Source organism: Spongiibacter sp. C9W, from assembly GCF_057370015.1.
Genome location: NZ_CM170672.1, coordinates 2,893,010 through 2,915,989, shown reverse-complemented (window position 1 = coordinate 2,915,989; position 22,980 = coordinate 2,893,010). Strand labels below are relative to the sequence as shown.

Sequence of the window (22,980 nt, the reverse complement as noted above, 5' to 3'; positions counted from 1 at the left end):
ACATAAGCGCCAAATGATTTTCAAGCTAAAAACACAGCTTTCTTAAACAAACACCGCGAGAGCAAGCCGCCACTATGGGCGGTGCTCTCGCGCCAGATATTCCTTGGACTGCATTTCGAGCAAACGGCTCTGGGTACGCTCAAATTCAAAATCTAATCGTCCGCCAGCATACAGCGACGCCAACGGTGCGGCTGCAGACAATACCAGTTTTACATTGCGGTCGTAAAACTCATCGACCAAATTTATAAAACGTCGCGCCTGGTCATCTCTTCCGGCGCCCAATATTGGCACATTGCCAATCACCACGGCATGGAAGATTCTCGCCAGTTCGATATAGTCGTACTGACTTCTGGGGCCATCACACAGCTCATCGAATTCAAACCACGCCACGTCGTCAGCCACTTGCTTGGCGACAATATTTCGCCCCTCTATATCCAGCGCAACATTCGCCTCGGGTGCCTCCGGCGCCAAACTGGTGAAGCTGCGCTGCAAGCTGGCCTCCGCCTGGTCGTCCAGGGGGCTGTGGTACAACTCTGCCTGTTCGAGGGCACGCAGACGGTAGTCCACCCCACCATCAACATTCACAACCTCAACATTTTCTTGAATCAAGGCGATAGCCGGCAGAAAGCGCGCCCGTTGCAAGCCATCTTTGTACAATTGGTCGGGAACAATATTTGAGGTGGCAACCAGCACCACGCCGCGCTCAAACAAGCGTTCGAACAAGCCTGCGAGAATCATGGCATCGGTGATATCGGAGACAAAAAACTCGTCAAAGCAGATGACCCTCGCCTCATCCGCTATGCGGTCTGCCACCATAACCAGGGGGTTTTTCTCCCCGGCAAGGTCCTTTAGCTCGCGATGAACGCGCTGCATAAATCGATGAAAGTGCGCACGCAGCTTATCGTCAAACGGCAGCGTGTCGTAAAACGTGTCCATTAAATACGTTTTGCCGCGCCCCACTCCACCCCAAAAATAGAGCCCTTTAATAGAGGCAACCGGCGGCGCTTTGCGAAACCTGGCAAATACTCCTGCCAAACCGCGCCCCTGAGTTTTCGGCGGTGCAGCAATCAGCTCCTCGTACAAACGCTGCAAACACGCAACAGCATGCGCCTGAGCTTGGTCATGGGAAAACCCGCCCGACTCAATATCTCTCTGATAGCGCTGTAGAGGTGAAGACATACTGCTCTCCCTAGTTTTGACGGCGGCAACTTTACCCAGCGCAATGCCAATTGGCAATTTTTCGCTTCAGCTGGCTGCCCCAATCATCCGAGCCAGTTATACTGTGGCGAAACACGGCAACATGTCGTGAGCAAGGAGGAAACACCGTGTACGAATTGAGCACCCTGATCGCCGTAGCCATTATCTGCCTGCTGATAGGCAGTGCCGCAGGCTACTTTATGCTCAGCCGCATCAGGCCAGAACAGCAGAGTCGCGCTGCCTTGGAAAAGCAGTTTAATGACATGCAAAAGCAGCAACAGGACTACCAGCAAGAAGTCAGCGGCCACTTTGACCGCACCGCAGAGCTACTCAACGACCTTGCTGAAAGCTACCGCAATGTTCACAACCACATCGCCAGTGGCGCACGCGACCTGCACAGCACGGGCATCAGTCCCCTGCAAACCCTTCCCGAGGGCCGCCCCGTACTCGAGGGCAACCCCGCTGCCGGCAAACCTTCTCAGCAGCCACTGGACTATGCGCCGCGCCAACCGGGCAGCAAGGGCGCCCTCCATGAAGAGTTTGGCCTGGACAAGGACTCAGAATCCGAACAGGAACCTAAACCGCCGGTGGCGCCCCACGCCTAACCCCGCTTACGCTGGGTTATCAACATCGATAAACTGATGCTCGATTCCCAGCGTCTCCGCTAGCTTGGCGCCAAGCGCGCGCACGCCGTAGCGCTCGGTGGCGTGGTGGCCCGCCGCAATGTAGTGCAGCCCCTGCTCCCTTGCGCTGTGAATGGTCGGCTCCGATACCTCGCCACTCAGGTAGGCATCTACCCCCAACTCTGCCGCACGATCGATATACGATTGCGCCGCGCCGGTACACCAGGCAATTCGGTGAATGGGGTGCTCCCCCACCTCCTCCAGCAGTGGCTCTCTCCCCAAAACGCTGGCCACTTTGGCAGCAAAGTCGCGCGCGGCCATCGGCTCACTCAAACGCCCCACATTGCCGACCGGCCTGGCCGAACCATCCAACCCCGACTCCACCACAAACCCCAGCTCTTTTGCCAACTGAGCGTTATTACCCAGCACCGGGTGGGCATCCAAAGGCAGGTGGTAGGCAACAAGGCTAACGCCGCTCTCTAACAGACGCTGGAGGCGCCGGCGCTTCATACCTTTGACGCAGGGGTCCTCTCCGCGCCAAAAAAAACCGTGGTGAACCAGCAGGACATCAGCGCCTGCGTCCACAGCAGCATCAATCATCGCCTGACTGGCCGTCACGCCACTAACGATACGCCGCACCTCAGCCCGCCCTTCTACTTGCAGGCCGTTCGGGCAGTAGTCCGTAAATGCCTCAGGTTCCATGATAGCGTTCGCCTCCGCCACCAACTCTTGCAAACTCGTCTCCTGCAAACTCGTCGCCACATTTCCCCCTTGTTAATTCGGAATCGTTCACATTCGTGATAGGCTATCACGCCCCGCCGGACGCCAGAACCACAGCCTGCTCCCGGCTAACGATTATGCTGCTGAAAATTGAGGCGCTGCGGTGAAACTGCACTTTCTGAAAACGCTTTTCTGGCCGAGTATCTGCGGATTGCTGCTCGGGCTCTTCATCCTCTCTTACCAGCCAGGCGGCGCAGCACCGGGCGATTTCTCAGCAGCCGTGGAGAAGGCAGCACCTGCGGTCGTTAACATCTACACCACCAAAGTGGTACAGCAGCGCCACCCTCTCGCCAACGACCCCTTGTTCAAGCACTTCTTTAATCGCAGTGGCAGGGCACGGCAACACTTGGAGCGCAGCCTTGGCTCGGCGGTTATCGTCGACAAGCGCGGCTATCTGCTCACTAACTTTCACGTTATTAAAGATGCCGACGAAATTTTGGTGATGCTGCAAGACGGCCGCCAAGCGCTGGCCAGCGTGATCGGCAGTGATTCCGACACCGATCTGGCGGTACTCAAGATCGACCTGGAAAACCTAACCGCGATCCAAGCCGGGCAGCCAGAGCAGGCGCGGGTTGGCAATATTGTGCTGGCCATCGGCAACCCCTACGGCTTTGGCCAAACCGTAACCCAGGGGATCATCAGCGCAACGGGACGCTATGGACTGGGTTTGAGCCAGTTCGAAAACTTTATTCAAACCGACGCCGCGATCAACCCCGGCAACTCCGGCGGTGCATTGATCGACCGCGACGGCAAGCTCCTGGGCATTAACACGGCGATCTATACCCAGAGTGGCGGCTCCACAGGTATTGGCCTTGCGATACCCACCGACCTTGCGCTGCGCACGATGAACGACCTCATCCGCTACGGACGGCCGGTACGCGGCTGGCTGGGGATTGAAGTTCAGCCTCTGGGCACAGGCACCAATGGCGTGGTTATCACTGGCCTGGCTAGGAATGGTCCAGCGGCCACCGCGGGTCTTCAACTGGGTGATATTTTAACGGAGATCAACGGCGAGAAAGTTGGCGACGGCCACGCCGGGATGAGACTCATCACCGACACCCGCCCTGGCGAAACCGTTCGACTAGGTCTGCTGCGCAGCAACAAGCCATTCTCGGTAACCACTAAAGTTACGATGCGCCCTGAGCAACAGGGCGGCTAGCGGGGAAAGCGAGCGTCGAAAGACGCCAACAACTGAGCATGCTGCTCGGCAGTGCCCACAGTAATACGCAGATAATTATCGATACGCGGCTGCTTGAAGTGCCGCACAATCACTCCATCCTCTCGCAGGGCCGCGGCAATATCCGCGGCTGCCAGCGTCCGGTGGCGCGTGAACAAGAAATTCGCCGCAGAGGGCAGCGACTCAAACCCACGCTGGCTAAGCTGAGCGCGCAAGCGCTCACGTTCGCCAATCACCGCATCACAGCACTGCGCAAAGTACTCGCGATCGTTAATCGCCGCTTCCGCCCCCGCTAATGCCAAACGGTCCAATGGGTAGGAATTGAAGCTGTTTTTTATCCTATCCAAAGCGTCAATCAGCTCTGCTGAACCAATCGCCAAACCCACTCGCAGGCCCGCCAAGGAGCGCGACTTGGAGAAGGTTTGCGTTACCAGCAAATTGGGATACTCATTCACCAAGCCGACCGCCGACTCGCCACCAAAGTCGATATACGCCTCATCAACAACCACAACGGTTTCGTTGTTCACCGCCAGCAAACGACGAATTTCATCCAAGGGCAGCAAGCGTCCAGTGGGGGCATTGGGGTTAGGGAAAATAATGCCACCATTGATGCCGGTGTAGTCACTGACATCTATCGCAAAATCGTCCGTTAACGGGATGCGCTCAAAAGGAATGTTATACAGCTGGCAATACACGGGGTAAAAGCTATAGCTGATATCGGGAAAGAGCAGCGGGCGGCCGTGTTGGAATAGACCATTAAAAATATGAGCCAGCACCTCGTCGGAGCCATTCCCCACGAACACCTGATTGGCTTCAACGCCATAATAATTAGCAATCGCCGCCCGCAAGCTGTCCGCATTGGGGTCCGGGTACAACCGCAAATCATCACCCAGTGCCGCTTGCATTGCCTCGATAGCCTTAGGCGACGGTGGGAAGGGATTCTCGTTGGTATTGAGCTTCGTCAACTTGCTCAACTTGGGCTGCTCGCCCGGCACGTATGGCTCGAGCTCTTTGACGCGAGGGCTCCAAAACCTACTCATCGCCACCCCCATCCCGGAGTCGATACTCGGCACTTCGCGCGTGTGCCGTCAGCGATTCACCACGCGCCAACACCGACGCGGTTTCAGCGAGCACAGCAGCACCGGCGGGAGAGCAGTTAATCACCGAGGAGCGTTTTTGGAAGTCATACACGCCAAGCGGCGATGAAAAACGCGCGGTGCCTGACGTAGGCAGCACGTGATTAGGTCCTGCACAGTAATCCCCCAAGGCTTCCGGGGTGTGCCTACCGAGAAAGATCGCTCCTGCATGACGGATCTGCGGCAAATATTGCTCGGGCTCGTCAACGGATAGCTCTAAGTGCTCCGGCGCAATGCGGTTCACCAGCTCGATAGCTTCCGACATATCCGCCACAGCGATCAGCGCGCCGCGCTCACTCAGCGAACGCCGGATCATATCCTCGCGCTCCATTGTCGGTAAAAGTCGGTCGATGCTTGCCGCCACTTGATCCAGATATTCCGTGCTGGGCGATATCAACAATGATTGCGCGTCTTCGTCGTGTTCGGCCTGCGAGAACAAATCCATGGCGATCCAGTCGGGATCGGTTTTGCCATCACAAACGACCAGTATCTCGGAGGGGCCCGCGATCATGTCCAAGCCCACGCTACCAAAAACTTGCCGCTTTGCCGTGGCGACATAGATATTGCCAGGCCCGACAATCTTATCCACCTTGGGAATGGTTTCGGTACCATAGGCAAGTGCTGCAATCGCCTGCGCGCCACCTATCGCAAACAACCGATCCACCCCGGCAATGGCAGCAGCGGCCAAGACCATATCATTCACCTGACCACCCGGCGTGGGGGACACGGCAACCAACTCAGCCACCCCAGCCACTTTGGCAGGAATTGCATTCATTAACACTGATGAAGGATAGGTTGCCTTGCCACCCGGCACATACAAACCCACGCGATCCATAGGCCGCACTTGCTGGCCAAGCACCGTTCCATCAGCCTCTTGATATTGCCACGACTCCTGACGCTGATGCTCATGGTACAAACGAATTCGCTCCGCCGCCCGCTCCAGAGCCTGCCGCTGCTGCGCATCAATACGCTGCAATGCCGCGTGCAACTGTTGCTGGCTGAACTCCAGCTCGGCAACTGACGACGCTTCCACGTTATCGAAACGGCGCGTGTAGTCCAGCAGCGCCGAGTCGCCGTGCTCACGTATATCGCCCAGCACACCGGCGACCGTACTCACCACGCCCGCATCCGACACAGAGTCCCAGGCGAGCAAAGCATCGAGCCGGGCATCAAAGTCCAGCGCGCTGCGGCTCATTCTGTTGATCACTGCCTTGCTCATTTTCAGGCCTCCGCGGCTCGTGCGCTAACTGCCTTTTCCAAATCGTTGATAATGCCCTGAATGACCGCGTGCTTGCGCTTCATTGCCGCTCGGTTCACCACTAACCGCGAACTCACTGGGGAGATCAGTTCCAGGGGCTCCATACCGTTCGCTCGCAAGGTATTACCGGTATCAACGATATCGACGATTAGATCGGCAAGATCCATCAGCGGCGCCAGCTCCATGGCACCGTAAAGCTTGATCAATTCCACTTGAATACCGCGCTCGGCAAAGTGGCGGCGCGCAACGTTTACAAACTTTGTCGCAACGCGCACGCGCCCTTGAGGCAGAGGCTCGCCCACCCGCCCAGCGGTCATTAGCTTGCACCGCGCGATATTCAGATCCAGAGGCTCATACATGTCCTCAGCCCCCAACTCGAGCAGCATATCTTTACCGGCAATGCCGATATCAGCCGAGCCCAGCTTTACGTATGTGGGTACGTCCGTACCTCGAATCACGATCAATTGAATATGGGGATGATTTGTCGCGAAGATCAACTTTCTGCTACTGGAAATATCCTCCAGCGGTTCAATACCCGCCTCCGCCAAAAGAGGCAGCGTCTCTTTGAGAATACGCCCCTTCGTTAGCGCTATGGTAATTGGCTGATCCACGCTTACAACTCCCGAATTAGGCTTTACCGCCAATACTTGCGGCAATGGCCAGACTAATATTTTTTAACTGCTGACCCGGCGAATGTCGGCGCCGAGCGACAAGAACTTTTCTTCAATACACTCGTAGCCGCGGTCAATATGGTAGATGCGGTCCACGAGTGTCTCACCGTCAGCCACTAAACCAGCAATCACCAGACTCGCCGACGCGCGCAAGTCGCTGGCCATTACCGGTGCACCTTTCAGGCGTTCAGTTCCGGTAATCAACGCGGTATTGCCATCGACGCTAATGTTCGCACCCATACGATTCATTTCGTGGGTTTGAATCAAGCGGTTTTCAAAGATGGTTTCACTCACTTTGGCAACGCCCTCAGCCACCGCATTCATCGCTGTGAACTGCGCTTGCATATCTGTGGGGAATCCCGGGTATGGCACCGTCTTGAAACTCACGGCCTTGGGACGTCGGCCTTCCATATCCAGGCTAATCCAGTCTTCGCCATGCTCAATTTTAGCGCCGGCTTCTTCAAGCTTAACCAACACAGCATCTAGCGTGTTGGGATCGATATCCCGCAGTTTAATATTGCCGCGCGTTGCTGCAGCGGCAACTAAGTAGGTTCCCGCCTCTATGCGGTCTGGCATCACCGAATAACTGCAGCCACCCAACTTTTCTACACCATCAATGGTGATGGTTGCACTACCATGGCCGGAAATCTTGGCTCCCATAGCGATCAAGCAATTCGCCAAGTCAATAATCTCTGGCTCTCGCGCCGCATTTTCCAGAACTGTTCGCCCCTCGGCCAAGCACGCCGCCATAAGAACATTCTCGGTGCCGCCGACGGTGACCATATCAAACAAAATATGGGCGCCCTTCAACCGCCCGTTGGGACAGGTTGCGGTAATGTAGCCTCCATCGACGTCGATCTGCGCGCCCATGGCCTCCAGGCCACGCAAATGCTGGTCAACAGGACGGCTGCCGATCGCACAGCCGCCGGGGAAAGACACTCTGGCGCGCCCAAAATGGGCCAAAAGCGGACCAAGCACTAGGATCGACGCCCGCATGGTTTTCACCAATTCGTAGGGCGCGGTGGTCTGCTTCGTTGTGGCACCGTTGATTTCAACGCAGAGTTTCTCGTCGACCAACAACTCAGTACCCATGCTACGCAGCAGGGCGATCATGGTAGTAATATCGTGAAGATGGGGCAGGTTACTGACTCTTACCGGCTCACTGGATAGCAGAGTCGCCGCCAGTATCGGCAGGGCCGCATTTTTTGAACCTGAAACGCGTATCTCTCCGCTGAGCGGACCACCGCCGCGGATTAACAATTTATCCATGAGAGCTCCTGCGCCGCCAACTACCTATTTGCCCATCAGGCTTCGGCAGGGGTCAGCGCCTTAATATTAATAGCGTGGAGAGAACCGTCTTTAATCCAGTCGTTCACGGCGGCATATACCAGCTGCTGACGCTTCACCGGGCGAAGACCGGCAAAGGCATCGCTGATCACTTGCACATCGTAATGATTACCTTCCCCACTCACTTCAAAAACACCATCTGCGAAGTGTTCGCGGAGTCGCGCCAGGATCTGTTCTGCTTGCATGCCTAAGGTATTCCGTAAATACAAAAATTAGGCGACGAATTGTACGCAATTGCGGCGGTCTTGGCGAGAAGACCGCCGCAGGTCTTCACTTGGCGGCCTGCTCCATCACCTCTCTCGGAGCAACCGTCCAGTTGTCGATCACTTTATCAATGTCGCCATCATAGGTCGCCACTGCGGTAGTGAACTGGTTTTGGTAGATCAACCCCAAATTCAGCCCCTCTATGATCACGTTGCGCAGCATCCAGTTACCGTCGCGTCCACGACGAAGGGTATAAACAACTTCATAGGGCTCAGCACGCTCGCCGTAGATGTGCTGGCGCACGCCGACGCTACCCGATAAATCCGCATCCGCAGGCAGCGGAAGTACTTCTATTTTGTTACCATTGAAACCAAGCAGACCCTTTGCGTAGGTGTTGATCAAACCGTCTTTGAAGTTCTTGGTAAAGCGAATCACATTGTCGCGAAATTGCTCCCGCTCCTCTTTGGTGCGCAAGCTCTGGTAATACGCACGACTACCGTATTTGCCCATTACCCCGCGAGCAAAGCTCTGGAAATCCACAACCTCATCCATAATTCGACGCACTTCGTCGTTAAAGCGTTGCGGATCTTCAGCAACGTACTCGCGCGCCTCTTCAATCACTTTCATCAATTCCTGAGTGGTACCCGCCACCACTTCATGAGGCCCGCGCTGTGCGTCAGCCGCCGACACGGCGCCCGCAAATACCACCAAACCCAGCGCCAAAAGCATTTGTTTGAACATTTTTTTATCTCCGATAGTTAAGCCACGACCCGCATTACCGCGAATAGCCTGCTCTACACCCTTGCTAAGACAGCAGTTTACGGAATTGGCTCCCCGCACGACGACGAGGTAAACCTGTTAATTTTTCACATTGGAAATTATCATAGCGAAAATTAGCCGCCGCTTAACGGCATTATTGCAATAACGAGGTTTCCTCCCAACGATGGCATCTTCTTATCTCGACACTGCTAAACGCGTTATTCGCATGGAAGGAGACGCCGTCGACGCGCTCGGCGAGCGTATCGACGACAGCTTTAATCGCGCCTGCGAACTTCTTCTAAACTGCAAGGGCAGAGTCGTTGTCACCGGCATGGGTAAATCGGGCCACATCGGCAACAAACTGGCGGCGACCCTGGCCAGTACAGGCACCCCCGCATTTTTTGTACACCCCGGGGAGGCCAGCCACGGCGATATGGGGATGATTACCGCCGGCGACGTGGTGATAGCCCTGTCAAACTCGGGGTCAACTGCAGAACTGGTCACCCTGATCCCGCTGCTTAAGCTGCTGGCCGTACCCGTGATCGCCATGACGGGAAAGCCCAACTCGGAGCTCGCCAGCAGCGCGGATGTCCATCTCGACGTCGGCGTAGAACAAGAGGCCTGCCCACTGAATCTTGCCCCGACATCCAGCACGACCGTAACACTTGTAATGGGCGATGCGCTCGCCATCGCGTTACTGGAGGCCCGCGGCTTCACCGCCGATGATTTTGCCTTCTCTCACCCCGGCGGCGCGCTGGGTCGACGCCTGCTGCTGAAGATCGACAATATTATGCACACCGGGGAAGCCATACCGCACATCAATACTGGCGCCAAGCTCAGCGATGCCCTGCTGGAAATGAGCAGTAAGGCGCTGGGTATGACCACGGTACTCAATGAAGACGGCAGCCTGGCGGGTATTTTCACAGACGGCGACTTGCGGCGCGCGATCGACCGCGGCATTGACATTCACCAGGCGAAAATAGACGACGTGATGACCGCCAACTGCCGCAGCATCAAGCCCGGCACACTGGCCGCAGAAGCACTGCGCATTATGGAAGATAATAAAATCACCGTCTTGGTCGCTCTGGACGATCACGCAAAACCAGTAGGCGTGATCCACACCCACGACCTGCTTAAAGCCGGCGTCGCCTAAAACAGGGAACACCATGCAAACCATTCTCGAAAAAGCAAAAACGGTCACCCTACTGGCAATGGATGTCGACGGCGTACTGACCAATGGCAGCCTCTACTTTGGCAATAGCGGCGAGGAAATGAAAGCGTTCAGCATCCTTGACGGGCTGGGTATTAAACTGCTGCGCGACGCCGGCATCCGCCCCGCCATAATCACCGGCAGAACCTCTGAACTGCTGCTGCGACGCGCGCGAGAACTGAGCATCGAGTTAATCTACCAAGGCAGGGAAGACAAAGGCACGGCACTCGAAGAACTGCGCCAAGACCTAAAGCTAAGCTACGATCAAATCGCCTACGTGGGTGACGATTTACCCGACTTAGCCGCGATTCGAGCAGCGGGCCTGGGCATTACCGTCGCCAATGGTCACCACTTCGTCGCTCGCCATGCCGACTGGCAAACGCGTGCCGCAGGGGGCAGTGGCGCTGTGAGAGAGATCGCCGAGCTTATTTTGATGTCTCAAGGCAAGCTCAACGACGCACTTGAGCAGTTCCTGTAAATGGCTGCGCCGTCATTCAATATCAACGCTGCATCGGTCCTATCGGTACTGGCCGCTATCGCGGGCACCGTGATCTACCTCACGCAATTTAGTGAGAGCGGGAAATTGAGCCTGACTGACAGCTTCGAAGCCATCCCCGATGTTGACTCCCACCTCCAGGGCATCGAAGGCTCGAAATATCGCCAAGACGGCAATGTGGCATACCGGTGGCGCGCCGACAGTGCCGAACGCATGATTTCCTCGGGCAACATCCAGCTCAATCAGCCCTTCTACATCGGCAATATCGGCGAGCAGCGGCCGTGGACGGCGCAAGCCATTACCGGCACACTGTCACAAAATGGCCAACAACTGCAGTTGCGTGGCAGTGTTGTTGTTGAAGACTTAATTCGCGAAGCGCAAATCCACACAGAGCAACTCAGCATTGACCTGGAGCAAAGCCTGGTTGCGACGGATCAGCCACTGCGACTGCAACTACCCAATGGCGAAACCCAGTCGGAGGGCATGACGGCCGACCTCGTTAACGAGAAAGTCGAGCTGCTCGCGAAGGTAAAAGGACACTATGAACCGCAATAATCTACGCACCTTCGCTATTAGCGCCCTGCTCTGCCTCGCCAGCAGCGTGCACGGCTTGCCCGATGACCGCCGCCAGGCCATCAACCTCAGCTCAGATAAAGCCACCTATGAAAACAATCGCGGCATTTACACGGGCAACGTCAATATGTCGCAGGGCAGCCTGATTATTCGCGCAGACAAGCTGATTATTGTCGAGGCTGACAGAAAAGTAACCAAGGTTATTGCCCATGGCAGCCCCGCCCATTTTGAGCAACAACCCCGCGCCGGGGAAGGCGTCGTGGTCGCCAGTGCCCGACTCATAGAATACAGCCTAAATGCCGAGGAAATCCTGCTGCAAAAAGATGCCACCATCCGACATCAAGGCTCCAAGATCAGTGGCGATCGCATTGTATACAGCGGGCGCAAGCAAATGGTCATTGCCGATGGTGGCAGCCACAAACTCGATGGCAGGGTACAAATGACCCTACAGCCTCAGCAGGGCGTGAGTGATACCGATAGCCCCGCGCCAAGCACCACCCCCGACACCCCGGAGACTCCCCGCTAACATGCCCGTATTGAAAGCCAGCAACCTCGCTAAAGCCTACAAAGGCAGAGAGGTAATCAAAGACGTCTCCCTGAGTATTAACAGCGGTGAAATAGTCGGCTTGTTGGGTCCCAACGGGGCGGGAAAAACAACCTGTTTTTATATGATCGTCGGCATCGTCAACGCCGACCGCGGCCGCATTCAGCTCGACGACAAAGACCTGACACCGCTTTCCATCCAAGGTCGGGCCAAACACGGCGTTGGCTACCTCCCTCAGGAAGCATCCATATTTCGGAAGCTGAGCGTCGCTGACAACATCATGGCGATATTGGAGACCCGCAGCGACCTGAATCGCAAGCAACGCAAAGAAAAGCTCGATGCACTGCTACAAGAATTTCACATTGCCCATATTCGCCAATCGCCGGGTATGGCGCTCTCGGGCGGGGAACGGCGCAGAGTAGAAATTGCACGAGCACTGGCCACCGAGCCCAGTTTTATTCTGCTCGACGAGCCCTTTGCCGGGGTAGACCCCATATCGGTGAACGATATTCAGCAGATTATTCGCCACCTGCAGGCGCGCGGCATCGGCGTCCTAATTACCGACCACAACGTGCGAGAAACCCTCGATATCTGCGAAAAAGCCTACATAGTTGGCGAAGGTCGCATCGTTGCTGAGGGCAATGCCGAGGCCGTGCTCAACAACCAAATCGTGCGGGACATCTACCTCGGCGACACATTTACCCTTTGATCAAAAAATCGGCACAGCAATTGCTTTAAACGCCTATTGCAGCGGTGCGGCTGCGGGACTACACTGACCCTGAAGCATCGTCGTTTATGGCTACATAACGGCATTTAATCCCTCAGGTATGGTTGTAGTAGAAGTCATTGCCTATGAAACAATCGCTCCAGCTAAAAGTCGGTCAGCAGCTGACCATGACGCCCCAGCTGCAACAGGCGATTCGTTTATTACAGCTCTCCACCCTCGACCTTCAACAGGAAATTCAGTCGGCACTGGACTCCAACCCCCTGCTGGAAGTAGAGGAAGACAGCGACAGCCCGGAACCCCAGAGCAGCAACAGCCAGAGCGAAAGTAACGCCAATGAGGCTGACAGCAAAACGACCTCTGCTGAGGAGGCGCCCAGCAACGACGCTGACAGTGAATGGGCCGAGCGCAGCGACATCCCCGAAGATTTGCCGGTAGACAGCCAGTGGGAAGACGTCTACCAAAGCTCCGCACCAAGCTCCTCCGCGGCCGGTAGCGCCGACGACGACTACAACAATGACTATCGCCACGGCAGCTCAGAGTCGCTCCAGGACCACCTGCGCTGGCAACTCAACCTCAGCCGGCTCTCAGAACTTGACCGCATCGTCGCTGATGCCATCATCGACGCGATCGATGAAAAAGGGCGGCTCACCGTCAGCCCCGAAGAGCTGGTGGACGCCTTCGACGACGACAATATCGAAATAGAAGAAGTGAATGCAGTCCTTCACCTCATCCAGCAGTTTGACCCCCCAGGTGTTGGCGGCCAGGACCTTCAAGAATGCTTGCTGATTCAACTTCGACAGCTCTCCCCAGACACCCCATACTTGGCTGAAGCGCTGCAGATTGTCGAGCAACATATGCCGCAGCTCGGCAACCGTGATTACAACCAAATCATGCGTCGCTGCCGGCTAAAAGAAGACCAACTGCGCGACACCCTGGCACTCATTCAAACGCTGAACCCCACTCCCGGTGACTGCGTGGGCAACGACGAAACGGAGTATGTGGTACCAGACGTATTCGTCAGCAAAAAAGAAGGCCGCTGGCTGGTTGAGTTAAACCCGGACATTGCCCCGAAAATACAAATTAACAGCCACTACGCATCGCTCGCCAAAGACAGCGGCACCAGCAGCGACAAAGACTATATTCGCGACAACCTCCAGGAAGCGCGCTGGTTCATTAAAAGTCTGCAGAGCCGCAACGAAACACTGATGAAAGTCGCCACCAAAATTGTTGAGTATCAGCGCGGATTCCTGGAGTACGGCGACGAAGCGATGAAACCGCTAGTGCTCCACGATATCGCCGATGCAGTGAGCATGCATGAATCGACGATCTCACGGGTTACCACGCAAAAATATATGCATACCCCGAGAGGCATCTACGAACTCAAATATTTTTTCTCCAGCCACGTCTCGACCGATACCGGAGGAGAATGCTCCTCCACGGCGATTCGTGCACTAATCAAAAAATTAATTGCCGCAGAAAATCCCAAGAAACCGCTAAGCGACAGCAAAATCACCCAACTGTTGGCCGAGCAAGGCATCAAAGTTGCCCGGCGAACCATTGCAAAGTACAGGGAATCACTAGTCATTCCGCCCTCTAACGAACGGAAAAGACTGGTCTAATAAGGCCCCAAAAGGCCCAAACAACGCGCCGGGAGGCGCCGGATGTTCTCAGCGATGAAGGAGCAAGATATGCAAATAACCGTCAGTGGTCACCATGTTGAAGTTACCCCGGCACTTCGCGATTACGTCAACAACAAACTCGCCAAGCTGCAACGGCACTTCGACAATATCACCAATACCGACGTTACCTTGTCAGTAGAAAAGCTGGTTCAAAAAGCTGAAGCCACCGTACATGTGGCCGGCGCCGATCTGTTCGCCACCTGTGAATCAGAGGATATGTACGCGGCCATCGACAGCCTCACCGACAAGCTCGATCGCCAGCTTATTAAACACAAGGAGAAAAACCTGGGCCACTAAAGGCCCGGGGATGTTCCGGAAACGTAAACATGACCCTTGATTCAATACTCAGCCCCGGACGTACCCACTGCGGTACGTCTGTGGGCAGCAAGAAACGCCTACTGGAACAAATTTCTATTTTTGTCAGTGAGGATAATGCGCAATTCAACGCCGACGAACTGTTCAACGAACTGCTCGCCCGCGAGCGACTCGGAAGCACCGGTATCGGGCACGGGGTTGCGATTCCCCACTGTCGCAGCCAGCAGTGCACCGAAATTACCGGCATGCTGCTTAAACTTGCCGAGCCTATCGACTTCGAAGCGATAGACGACCAACCCGTGGACTTAGTGTTTGCGTTGATCGTTCCTGCCGAAGCACACGACGAACACATTAAAGTATTGGCAAGCTTGGCCAACGCCTTCAACGATGACGCTTTCCGCCAGCAGCTTCGCAGCGCAGACAGCGACAGCAGTCTTTATGAACGTGCGGTAGCGAGCTAGGCGTGAAGCTTATTATTCTCAGCGGCCGCTCAGGTTCGGGCAAAAGCACGGCGCTGCACCAGCTCGAAGACGAAGGCTTTTACGCCATCGACAACCTGCCGGTGTCACTGCTGCCCGCACTCGTTACCGAACTCTCTCAAAGCACACTGAAAGTTCATCAGCAGGTTGCTGTCTGTATCGATGCGAGAAACTCACAAACAGAGCTCGCCCGCTTCCAAGAACTGTGCAAACAAGTTCGAAGCCTGGCCAGCTTGCGTATTCTTTTTTTGGATGCCAGCGACGACAAGCTCATTAAGCGTTTTAGCGAGACCCGCCGACGGCATCCGCTGAGCACCGACTCCCAGCCGCTTAGCGACGCGATAAAGCAAGAGTCTGCGCTGTTGGAGCCCATTGTCGCAGAGGCATCGCTGACCATCGATAGTAGCGACATGACTGTGCATCAATTGCGCGCCACCATACGTGACCGCGTTCTCGGCGTCGACGCTAGCCGCATGGCATTACAGCTAAAGTCCTTTGGCTTTAAGCGCGGCCTGCCCATTGATGCCGACCAGGTCTACGACCTGCGCATGCTCCCCAACCCTCACTGGGACGAGGCGCTGCGCAGCCTTAGCGGCCGCGACGAGGCCGTTCAGCACTTCCTAGATGCCCAGCCGCAAGTCCAACAGATGTATAACGACATACTCACTTACCTGCTGCGCTGGCTGCCTGAGATAGAATCTGCCGGTCGCAGCTACTTCACCATCGCGATCGGTTGCACGGGTGGACAACATCGCTCAGTATACATGGCCGAAAAGCTGGCTAAGGCGCTTCGCGACACCTGTCCTGGCCTGCAAGTTCGCCACCGCGAACTTCAGCACTAACCTGGGCTGGACAAGGCGATGCAAGAAATCCAAATTCCTATCATCAATAAACTCGGCCTTCACGCCCGTGCTGCGTCCAAATTCGTGACCACCAGCACCGCATTTGCCTCTCGCATTCAGGTGTCGGCGGGGCAGCAATGGGTCGACGGAAAAAGTATCATGTCGGTAATGATGCTCGCGGCCAGCAAAGGCATGACACTGCATATTCGCTGCGAAGGGGAAGACGAACAAGCCGCCCTCGACGCTCTCGTCGACTTGATCGAACGCCGCTTTGACGAAGGCGAATAAATCAAATACTGCGCATTTCAGCGCGATTTCGCCCGTCTGCAATTGTTGCCCAGCGAAGATTAAAGGATAATTCTCGCCACACTGTGTGACTGCTATCCAGCAGAAAGCCGAACGCAACGCAGAGAGCTATATGGCCCAAACCGCAGAAAAGCCCCAAGCTGAAAGCCGCCTAGAGCTACTGAATGAAGCTCTGGGCTCCGGCGCGTTTCTGCAAATTCGGCGTATGCTCAACGGCCTGCCTCCCGTCGATGCCGCCCACCTTATTGAGTCGACACCGCAAAAAGTACGGGGCGTGCTGTGGCAACTTGTCGATACCGAAAATGAGGGTGACATTCTCCAGCACCTGAGCGACGAGGTGCAGAGTCAGTTCCTGCGGCACATGGATGCCGAGGAAGTCGCCGCGATCACCGAGGGTCTCGAAACCGACGATATCGCCGATATACTCCAGCAACTTCCGGACCGCGTGATTCGCGAAGTGCTGGAGTCGATGGACCATCAAGACCGGGTGCGTGTGGAGCACATACTGTCCTACGACGAGGACAGTGCCGGTGGTCTGATGAACACCGACACCATCACTGTAAGGCCGAACATCACCCTGGATGTCGCGCTGCGTTACCTGCGGCGGCACGAAGAGCTTCCCGCAATGACCGATAGCCTGCTGGTCGTTAACCGTAATGACCAGTTCATTGGCTCACTGTCGCTGCGGAAACTGCTGGTCTCGGATCCCAGCGTTACCGTTCGTGAAATCATGGACACCGAAGTTGAGCCCATTGTGGCGTCCATGCCTGCGCGCGATGTTGCCAACCTCTTCGAGCGGCGGGACTGGGTCAGTGCCCCCGTGGTCGACGACAATCAATTGCTCCTTGGCCGAATCACCATCGATGACGTCGTCGATGTTATCCGCGAAGAGTCCGACCACTCACTGATGAGTATGGCCGGTCTGGATGAAGACGAAGACACCTTTGCATCGGTAATGACCACCGCGCCGCGCCGCGCCATTTGGCTCGGCATCAATTTGTTAACGGCCTTTATTGCCTCCGGTGTTATCAACCTTTTTGAAGGCACTATTGAAAAAGTCGTCGCACTGGCCGTACTCATGCCCATTGTCGCGAGCATGGGCGGTGTCGCCGGCACACAAACCTTAACCGTGGTGATTCGCGGGATGGCCCTTGGCCATATCAGCCGCAATAACAGTCGCTGGCTGATCAATCGAGAGGTTCTGGTAGGACTCATGAACGGGCTGCTGTGGGCACTCATTGTCGCGCTGGCCGCCAGTTACTGGTTTAACGACCCCTTAATCGGCGCCATTATCGCCGCCGCCATGGTAATTAACCTGATCACCGCATCACTGGCCGGCGCCATTTTGCCGCTGGTAATGAAGGCGCTAAACATCGATCCCGCGTTAGCTGGCGGCGTTGTGTTAACCACGGTTACCGATGTTGTCGGCTTTATGTCCTTCCTCGGATTAGCCACGTATTTTTACGCTTGAGTTCCACTCAAGCCAAGCCGATAGAGCAACCGTTATTGTGACCGATATAGACGATCAAGAACGCCCGAGTAAAACCGCACTGAAGCGCGAAATGGAAGCCCTGCAAAAACTGGGCAGTCGCCTCGTGGGCTTAAGCAATGCCGACTTGGCCCGGGTTCCCATCAACGATCCCGACCTTGAGGAAGCCATCGCCACGGCGCGGCGGATTAAGAGCCGCGAGGGGCTTCGCCGGCAAATGCAGTACATCGGCAAACTGATGCGCCGCATTGATGCCAGCGGCATTGAAGCCGCCCTGCTTGAACAGGAGCAAGGGCAAAAAGCATTGGCGCGACGCTTTCACGAGCTCGAGGACTTGCGAGACGATATGCTAGCTGCTGGCGTCAAGGGCGTCGACGCCGCACTGCAACGTTTCCCCAATGCCGATCGACAGCGACTTCGCCAATTACTCATGCAAGCTGGCAAAGAAAAAACGGCGAATAAGCCGCCCGCAGCAGCGCGCAAGCTCTTTCGCTACCTGCGCGAACTTCAGCAAATTGCCAACGAAGAAGAAAGCCAGGCGTAGAACTAGAATCGCCGGTGTTGCGACACTGGCATTTCTTGACGCAGCGCTCGCTGCGCCGCCATGTCGATGTCAGCTGTCGCAATACCGGCGCCAAAGCCGAGTTCGGCGAGTACGCCCCCCCAGCTGTCAATCACGCAAGAACCTCCAGATGTCTCTCGGCGCGCGCTGTGAACACCACCCTGATTTGCTGCAATAACCGCCACCTGATTTTCAATTGCACGCGCACGCAGCAGTGGTAACCAATGCGCCAGCCCCGTGCGCCGCGTAAACGCCGCCGGTAGCGCCAACAGTTCCATCCCGTCATCAAGCATCAGGCGAAACAACTCGGGAAAGCGCAGGTCGTAACAGACCGCTACGCCAAGCCGCCCCCAGGGGGTATCAATAACGCAGGGCCGCTCTCCGGGGGCGTAGCGTTCCGACTCCCGATAGCGTTGCTGTGCATCGCCAACGTCGGCATCAAACAAATGTAACTTGCGATAATCGGCGACACACTCACCGCTGTCATTGAAGACCAGCGAGCTGGCATAACAACGACCATCCGCCGCAGGCAGTGGCAGCGTTCCCGCGACAATCCACATCCCCAAACGTTTAGCCTGCTCGGCCAGCCGTCCCCGTATCGCTGCGTACTGTTGCTCCTGGCATGCCAATTCGGCCAGCGCTGACCCACTGTCAAAACAGGCAAAATTTTCTGGCAGCACCGCCAGCTGCACTCCCTGACGAGAGGCCTTCTCCAGATGCTCCAACGCGTCATTCAGGTTGACGCTCACCGCTGCGCCGGACACCATTTGCACCGCTGAGACACGAAGACTCATGGCGCAACCTGCGATGGCGTCTCTTGCCCCTTCAACTCAGTGGGTGAGACGTCAAAAATCTTTTTGAAGGAGAGTTCAGGCTGTTGAACAGTGCCCCGAATGTCATACACCGCACTGGAGAAGCTATCGACTTGCTCTTCGAACACTTTGGTTACCACATACGCTCCCGCAGCCGCCGGCAAGCCGCCAACCAGCGCCGCGACCCAGGGCAGGTTACTGCCAACAGGCAACGTGGCAACCAGGCGCATATCTAAGGCCTCCGACACGAGGTCAATATTACCGCTCATCTGAAAACGGCTCGACGGCCCGCTGACTTCCAGTGGCTGGGTTAGCACCAATCGTTGCTGACCAAAGCCCAGTTCACCGCGCATGTCGTCAAAATGTACGCCTTTGCGGAAGACATCTCGAAAATCAAATTTCAAGCGGCGCACAATATTGGTCATATTAAAAATACCCAACACGCGCAATGCGCCACTGGCCGCATCTGAGGTCTTTAAAAACCGACCATTCTTTAAGGCAAATTTCACTCTTCCCTGACTCGCGCTCATCGCCCATTGGTCCGGTGAGCCTGGCCAGCTAACATTGATATCAAAGCCGCCGGAGCGCGTCTCTAGAGAGCGCTCATAACCGAGCGAGCTGAGCACTTTGCCCATATCGCGAACCGCAAATTTGCCCTTGAGCTGAGAGCCTCGGCGACCATTTTCCTGATACCACCAATGCAAAGCGTTTTGCCTGCTGGCGTCGCCCAGGTCGATGCCCAACACTTGCCCACGCAGGGCTAAGAAATGCGCGCCAAACAGGTCTGTGCGAAGGTCAAAACCGACACGGCCATAGTTTTTCTCGCCAATACTGAGTGATTCAATATCGACATCCAAGGCCGGAAACGACCTCGGATCAATATCGCCCAGATGTTCGGCAGCGGAGCCACTGCTGGCAAGGCTTGGCAGTGCGAGACGCTCCAGCATCAACACATAGGGGTCACCCAGCTGCGATGGCAGGGCAATATTCCCTGCTACCTCGTCACTGTCGACACGCAGCGTCCAATCCCCGCCTTCAGACCGGGCACTGATATTTGCGGAATGGAGGATTCGCCCAAGGACTTCCAGTTCATCGACCTTCAAGCGATCGACAAACACCGGGATTCCCCCTCCCGTCGTGGCAACAGGTTGCAGAGACTGCCATTCTAAATAATTGTCGAGGGCCAGCTGCCACTGATCCATGGCAGCAAACGCCAGCCCCCCACCAATACTCAACGCGCCCTCGCGCAACGGCGCTCGGTTGCCATCGCCCAGTGTCACGGAAATAGCGCCATCACGCTGGCGGTACTGCAAACGAAACAACTCAGAAAGCTCGACGCTGAGCGGTGCCCCTGAACCGGCAAAGGACTGATAAATCTTCAATGTCCGAGGCTCATCGGCGGCCTTGTATAGCGGCTGTGGCAATCGCACTTCCACTCCGCGCATCGCCGACTCGATTTCAATCCCAGGGCGCTTGCCACCCGCTTGCACATGCACATTCACATCTGTGCGCCCCTGCAAATAACCGAGCGCAGGCTGCTGTAACCATGCGCGAACGGCAGCCATGTCCATTTTCCCGGACGCCTTCACATGGACGACGTCATCGCGCTGCTCTATGCGTCCTTGAATCGACTCCCCCAACACCGACGCCCGCAAGCCGGAACTATTCAAACCGCTATCACTGCGATACTGAAGAGGGCCACGGACGTTATTCAAGGACAAATTAACATCCGGCAAGGTAAGCTCTGACAGTGCTAAATCCGCTTGCACCGCCACCTCTGCACGCGGCTCACCGACTAACGGCATTGTCAGCGCGAAGCTGCTCTCCACCACACCTTCCATGCGCCAGTCATTTAACACTCCCCCCGTCATTGCCCCGAGGGGGCTGCGCTTAAACAGGTCCTGAACAGCCGTCGCTTGCACACTAGCTGCGGTATTCACTGTTAGTACCGGGCCATCATGATCATCCAGGCGCACATCAACCCGTGGCAGCTGCATGCCCACGAAATTTCCCGCATACGCCGTGGCCCACACCTGCCCGTCATCGAGGTAGACCTGCGCCTGCTCAGAGGCAACCTCGGGCCACTCATCGTGAAAGACCAACGCCAACGCCCGCGTATCAAGCTTCAACTGCACCGTGCGCCCATCGTGGTCGCCACTGCGTAGCGACCCCCGGTATATAAATTCAGCCGTGGCTGCGCGGCCCGCGCGAATACTTTGATCCAACCAGCTCCGCAAGCCGGCATCCAGCACCTCGGGAACATAGGCCTTCGCCGACGCCAGCGGTAATTGCTGCGCCGCTATTGCCAGGGTCATTAGCGGTGGCTCTGGGGCCTCTTCTGACAGTGGCAGATCTAAACGCAGCAGGGCTGTTAGCGGTGCGTCTCCGTCTCGCGCCTGCAGCGGCGAGCTTCGCAGTACCAGCCGATCATTGTTCAACTGCCAATGTACCTCGCCGCTCATATTGTCGAGCGTGAAGGCCTGGGGGTATAAATTGGGAAACGCCAGGCTAAGCGTGTCGGTATCGATCACCGCGGTTCCGGTATTTTCATCGAGCTCCAGGTAGCCATTTACCCCCTCTGCACCCGGCGCCCCTTGCCAGGGCGCTAGCGCGACATTGGAAAGCTCACTTCGCAGCGAGAAGCTGGATGCTTCGCCGCGCTTAATATTCAAATGGAGGTTGTTAAGCCGCCCCGATGGTTGCAAGGTATCGAGGGTGTCCTGCAGGTCACGCTTCAGCACACCGCTGTCGCTCAGCAGCGCCGTACTTGCAGCCAAATCCAGCGCGGGCAGAGAAAATGTCCACGACACGGCGCCCTGATGGGTGAGCGACAGGCCCGCCAAATCCAACTGCTGGTCGCGCCACTTGGCCGAGAAATCGCTAAAGCCTATCTGCCAGAAGTCACCGCGGTGATGGCCGACAAACTCCATTGAGACATCGTGAAATTGTTCTGTCGACCCCCACAGAGCACCCGCCGCCAGGGTATCTGCCCGAATCGCCCCCTTTGCCACCATGCGGCGCCCCGCTTGCCAAGTCAGCCAAAGACGGCCATCCACCGGGTTGTGAATAATCTGCTGATTGCGAAACAGAGGAGCGAGGGCTGAGAAGCGACTGTCATCAAGCGATACAAATGCCGACGCCCGGAAATCGCGATCGCGCGGGTCACCATAGGCTTCGGCAATTAGGCGGATCTCGCCGGTTTGATCCGCACTCAGGCTGGCATAGCTACGCCGAAAATGCCCATCGCTCGACCAACTGAAGTCGCGACTGCGCACCGAGGTTTTGCTGCCATCAGCAAACGTTAAGCTAACATCCAGGCCTTGCATACTCGCCCGACGCACCGCGAGTACAACATCGAGTAGGGTGTCTAGATTTGTCCCGCCACCGCCACCGGACATGCCGGGGATCGACCAGCGCCCGGCCTCATCTTGAAGTAAGTCGAGCTCAATGTGACCCACACGCAGTTGCTTAAGCCGTGGACCAACACCGAGCAAACTGCCAATTGGATCGAGCACCACTTTGGCTCGGTCCAGCTTGATGGCACCGCCGCCAATATCCAGGCTTTCCACGCGCAAGACCGGCGACAGCCCCGACCAACTTCCCGTCAGCGCCTCCGCCTGAAGTTCAATACCAAGTGCCGCCTCAAGTTCGTTAAAAATTTCCGCTTGGTAGCGCGACACCAAGCCGATGTATTGACGCCCCAAACTGGCGTAGAGCGCCAGTAGCACGAGTAGCAGCAGTGCTAAGCTCCAGACCAGAGCGTAGGCTCGTCGCAACAATCCCTGTAGCATCGC

Annotated in this window: 24 protein-coding genes; 14 read left to right on the top strand and 10 right to left on the bottom strand. The window is 56.3% G+C overall.

Annotated features, from left to right (window positions below; all coding sequences use genetic code 11):
• Positions 1-72: 72 nt before the first annotated feature.
• Positions 73-1,179 (bottom strand): cell division protein ZapE, encoded by a 1,107-nt coding sequence (gene zapE / locus AC2Q8J_RS13875; RefSeq protein ID WP_486451559.1) that lies wholly within the window; start codon positions 1,177-1,179, stop codon positions 73-75.
• Between the two features lie 146 nt (positions 1,180-1,325).
• Between zapE and AC2Q8J_RS13870 the strand changes: the two genes are divergently transcribed.
• Positions 1,326-1,802 carry a Z-ring associated ZapG family protein gene (locus AC2Q8J_RS13870; protein WP_204997286.1) on the top strand — a complete coding sequence of 159 codons (477 nt, stop codon included), beginning with the start codon at positions 1,326-1,328 and terminating at the stop codon, positions 1,800-1,802.
• A 6-nt stretch (positions 1,803-1,808) separates the two neighbouring features.
• Here the strand turns inward: AC2Q8J_RS13870 and AC2Q8J_RS13865 are convergent, their stop codons facing one another.
• The gene (locus AC2Q8J_RS13865; protein WP_414711274.1) at positions 1,809-2,582 is read right to left on the bottom strand and encodes a Nif3-like dinuclear metal center hexameric protein; all 774 of its coding nucleotides are present in this window, start codon (positions 2,580-2,582) and stop codon (positions 1,809-1,811) included.
• Positions 2,583-2,703: 121 nt separating this feature from the next.
• On the opposite strand from AC2Q8J_RS13865, the gene AC2Q8J_RS13860 reads away from it, so the two are divergent.
• Positions 2,704-3,759 (top strand): trypsin-like peptidase domain-containing protein, encoded by a 1,056-nt coding sequence (locus tag AC2Q8J_RS13860; protein ID WP_286693855.1) that lies wholly within the window; start codon positions 2,704-2,706, stop codon positions 3,757-3,759.
• Here AC2Q8J_RS13860 and hisC read toward each other — a convergent pair.
• The 6 genes from hisC to AC2Q8J_RS13830 form a co-directional block, all read right to left on the bottom strand.
• Entirely contained in the window at positions 3,756-4,817 is a 1,062-nt protein-coding gene (hisC, locus tag AC2Q8J_RS13855) for a histidinol-phosphate transaminase (RefSeq protein WP_486451558.1), read from the bottom strand. The two genes, AC2Q8J_RS13860 and hisC, sit on opposite strands and share 4 nt — an antisense overlap.
• Entirely contained in the window at positions 4,810-6,132 is a 1,323-nt protein-coding gene (hisD, locus tag AC2Q8J_RS13850; protein WP_486451557.1) for a histidinol dehydrogenase, read from the bottom strand. Before hisD ends, hisC begins: the two co-directional genes overlap by 8 nt.
• Before the next feature lie 2 nt (positions 6,133-6,134).
• On the bottom strand, positions 6,135-6,782 hold the full coding sequence (gene hisG, locus AC2Q8J_RS13845) for an ATP phosphoribosyltransferase (RefSeq protein ID WP_027874560.1): 648 nt from the start codon (positions 6,780-6,782) through the stop codon (positions 6,135-6,137).
• A gap of 63 nt (positions 6,783-6,845) precedes the next feature.
• Positions 6,846-8,111, bottom strand: a complete 1,266-nt coding sequence (murA, locus tag AC2Q8J_RS13840; RefSeq protein ID WP_486451556.1) for a UDP-N-acetylglucosamine 1-carboxyvinyltransferase — start codon at positions 8,109-8,111, stop codon at positions 6,846-6,848.
• A gap of 35 nt (positions 8,112-8,146) precedes the next feature.
• Positions 8,147-8,374: a BolA family protein gene (locus AC2Q8J_RS13835; RefSeq protein WP_027874562.1), complete on the bottom strand. Its 228-nt coding sequence runs from the start codon at positions 8,372-8,374 to the stop codon at positions 8,147-8,149.
• A gap of 85 nt (positions 8,375-8,459) precedes the next feature.
• Positions 8,460-9,134 carry an MlaC/ttg2D family ABC transporter substrate-binding protein gene (locus AC2Q8J_RS13830; RefSeq protein ID WP_204997282.1) on the bottom strand — a complete coding sequence of 225 codons (675 nt, stop codon included), beginning with the start codon at positions 9,132-9,134 and terminating at the stop codon, positions 8,460-8,462.
• Between the two features lie 202 nt (positions 9,135-9,336).
• On the opposite strand from AC2Q8J_RS13830, the gene AC2Q8J_RS13825 reads away from it, so the two are divergent.
• The 12 genes from AC2Q8J_RS13825 (at position 9,337) to yjgA (ending at position 18,356) form a co-directional block, all read left to right on the top strand.
• Positions 9,337-10,305, top strand: coding sequence for a KpsF/GutQ family sugar-phosphate isomerase (locus AC2Q8J_RS13825; RefSeq protein ID WP_286839086.1), 969 nt, complete (start codon positions 9,337-9,339; stop codon positions 10,303-10,305).
• Between the two features lie 13 nt (positions 10,306-10,318).
• A complete protein-coding gene (locus AC2Q8J_RS13820) occupies positions 10,319-10,840 on the top strand; it encodes a KdsC family phosphatase (protein ID WP_204997280.1) in 522 nt (173 codons plus the stop codon).
• Positions 10,841-11,413: an LPS export ABC transporter periplasmic protein LptC gene (gene lptC, locus AC2Q8J_RS13815; RefSeq protein WP_486451555.1), complete on the top strand. Its 573-nt coding sequence runs from the start codon at positions 10,841-10,843 to the stop codon at positions 11,411-11,413. It begins immediately after the preceding gene.
• Positions 11,400-11,957: a lipopolysaccharide transport periplasmic protein LptA gene (gene lptA / locus AC2Q8J_RS13810; RefSeq protein ID WP_204997278.1), complete on the top strand. Its 558-nt coding sequence runs from the start codon at positions 11,400-11,402 to the stop codon at positions 11,955-11,957. The genes lptC and lptA overlap by 14 nt, the downstream gene beginning before the upstream one ends.
• 1 nt (position 11,958) lies before the next feature.
• Positions 11,959-12,684 carry an LPS export ABC transporter ATP-binding protein gene (gene lptB, locus AC2Q8J_RS13805; RefSeq protein ID WP_204997277.1) on the top strand — a complete coding sequence of 242 codons (726 nt, stop codon included), beginning with the start codon at positions 11,959-11,961 and terminating at the stop codon, positions 12,682-12,684.
• 143 nt (positions 12,685-12,827) lie between these two features.
• Positions 12,828-14,321, top strand: a complete 1,494-nt coding sequence (locus AC2Q8J_RS13800) for an RNA polymerase factor sigma-54 (protein ID WP_204997276.1) — start codon at positions 12,828-12,830, stop codon at positions 14,319-14,321.
• Between the two features lie 69 nt (positions 14,322-14,390).
• Positions 14,391-14,678 carry a ribosome hibernation-promoting factor, HPF/YfiA family gene (gene hpf, locus AC2Q8J_RS13795; RefSeq protein WP_204997275.1) on the top strand — a complete coding sequence of 96 codons (288 nt, stop codon included), beginning with the start codon at positions 14,391-14,393 and terminating at the stop codon, positions 14,676-14,678.
• Positions 14,679-14,707: 29 nt separating this feature from the next.
• Positions 14,708-15,157 (top strand): PTS IIA-like nitrogen regulatory protein PtsN, encoded by a 450-nt coding sequence (gene ptsN, locus AC2Q8J_RS13790; RefSeq protein ID WP_204997274.1) that lies wholly within the window; start codon positions 14,708-14,710, stop codon positions 15,155-15,157.
• A 2-nt stretch (positions 15,158-15,159) separates the two neighbouring features.
• The gene (gene rapZ / locus AC2Q8J_RS13785) at positions 15,160-16,017 is read left to right on the top strand and encodes an RNase adapter RapZ (protein WP_424144642.1); all 858 of its coding nucleotides are present in this window, start codon (positions 15,160-15,162) and stop codon (positions 16,015-16,017) included.
• A gap of 18 nt (positions 16,018-16,035) precedes the next feature.
• On the top strand, positions 16,036-16,305 hold the full coding sequence (locus AC2Q8J_RS13780; protein WP_027874573.1) for an HPr family phosphocarrier protein: 270 nt from the start codon (positions 16,036-16,038) through the stop codon (positions 16,303-16,305).
• A 130-nt stretch (positions 16,306-16,435) separates the two neighbouring features.
• Positions 16,436-17,794, top strand: coding sequence for a magnesium transporter (gene mgtE / locus AC2Q8J_RS13775; protein ID WP_027874574.1), 1,359 nt, complete (start codon positions 16,436-16,438; stop codon positions 17,792-17,794).
• A gap of 37 nt (positions 17,795-17,831) precedes the next feature.
• On the top strand, positions 17,832-18,356 hold the full coding sequence (gene yjgA, locus AC2Q8J_RS13770) for a ribosome biogenesis factor YjgA (RefSeq protein WP_286839096.1): 525 nt from the start codon (positions 17,832-17,834) through the stop codon (positions 18,354-18,356).
• 2 nt (positions 18,357-18,358) lie between these two features.
• Here the strand turns inward: yjgA and AC2Q8J_RS13765 are convergent, their stop codons facing one another.
• Together AC2Q8J_RS13765 and AC2Q8J_RS13760 are read right to left on the bottom strand one after the other, a co-directional pair.
• Positions 18,359-19,168 carry a carbon-nitrogen hydrolase family protein gene (locus AC2Q8J_RS13765; protein WP_486451554.1) on the bottom strand — a complete coding sequence of 270 codons (810 nt, stop codon included), beginning with the start codon at positions 19,166-19,168 and terminating at the stop codon, positions 18,359-18,361.
• Entirely contained in the window at positions 19,165-22,977 is a 3,813-nt protein-coding gene (locus tag AC2Q8J_RS13760) for a YhdP family protein (RefSeq protein WP_486451553.1), read from the bottom strand. The genes AC2Q8J_RS13765 and AC2Q8J_RS13760 overlap by 4 nt, the downstream gene beginning before the upstream one ends.
• Positions 22,978-22,980 lie beyond the last annotated feature (3 nt).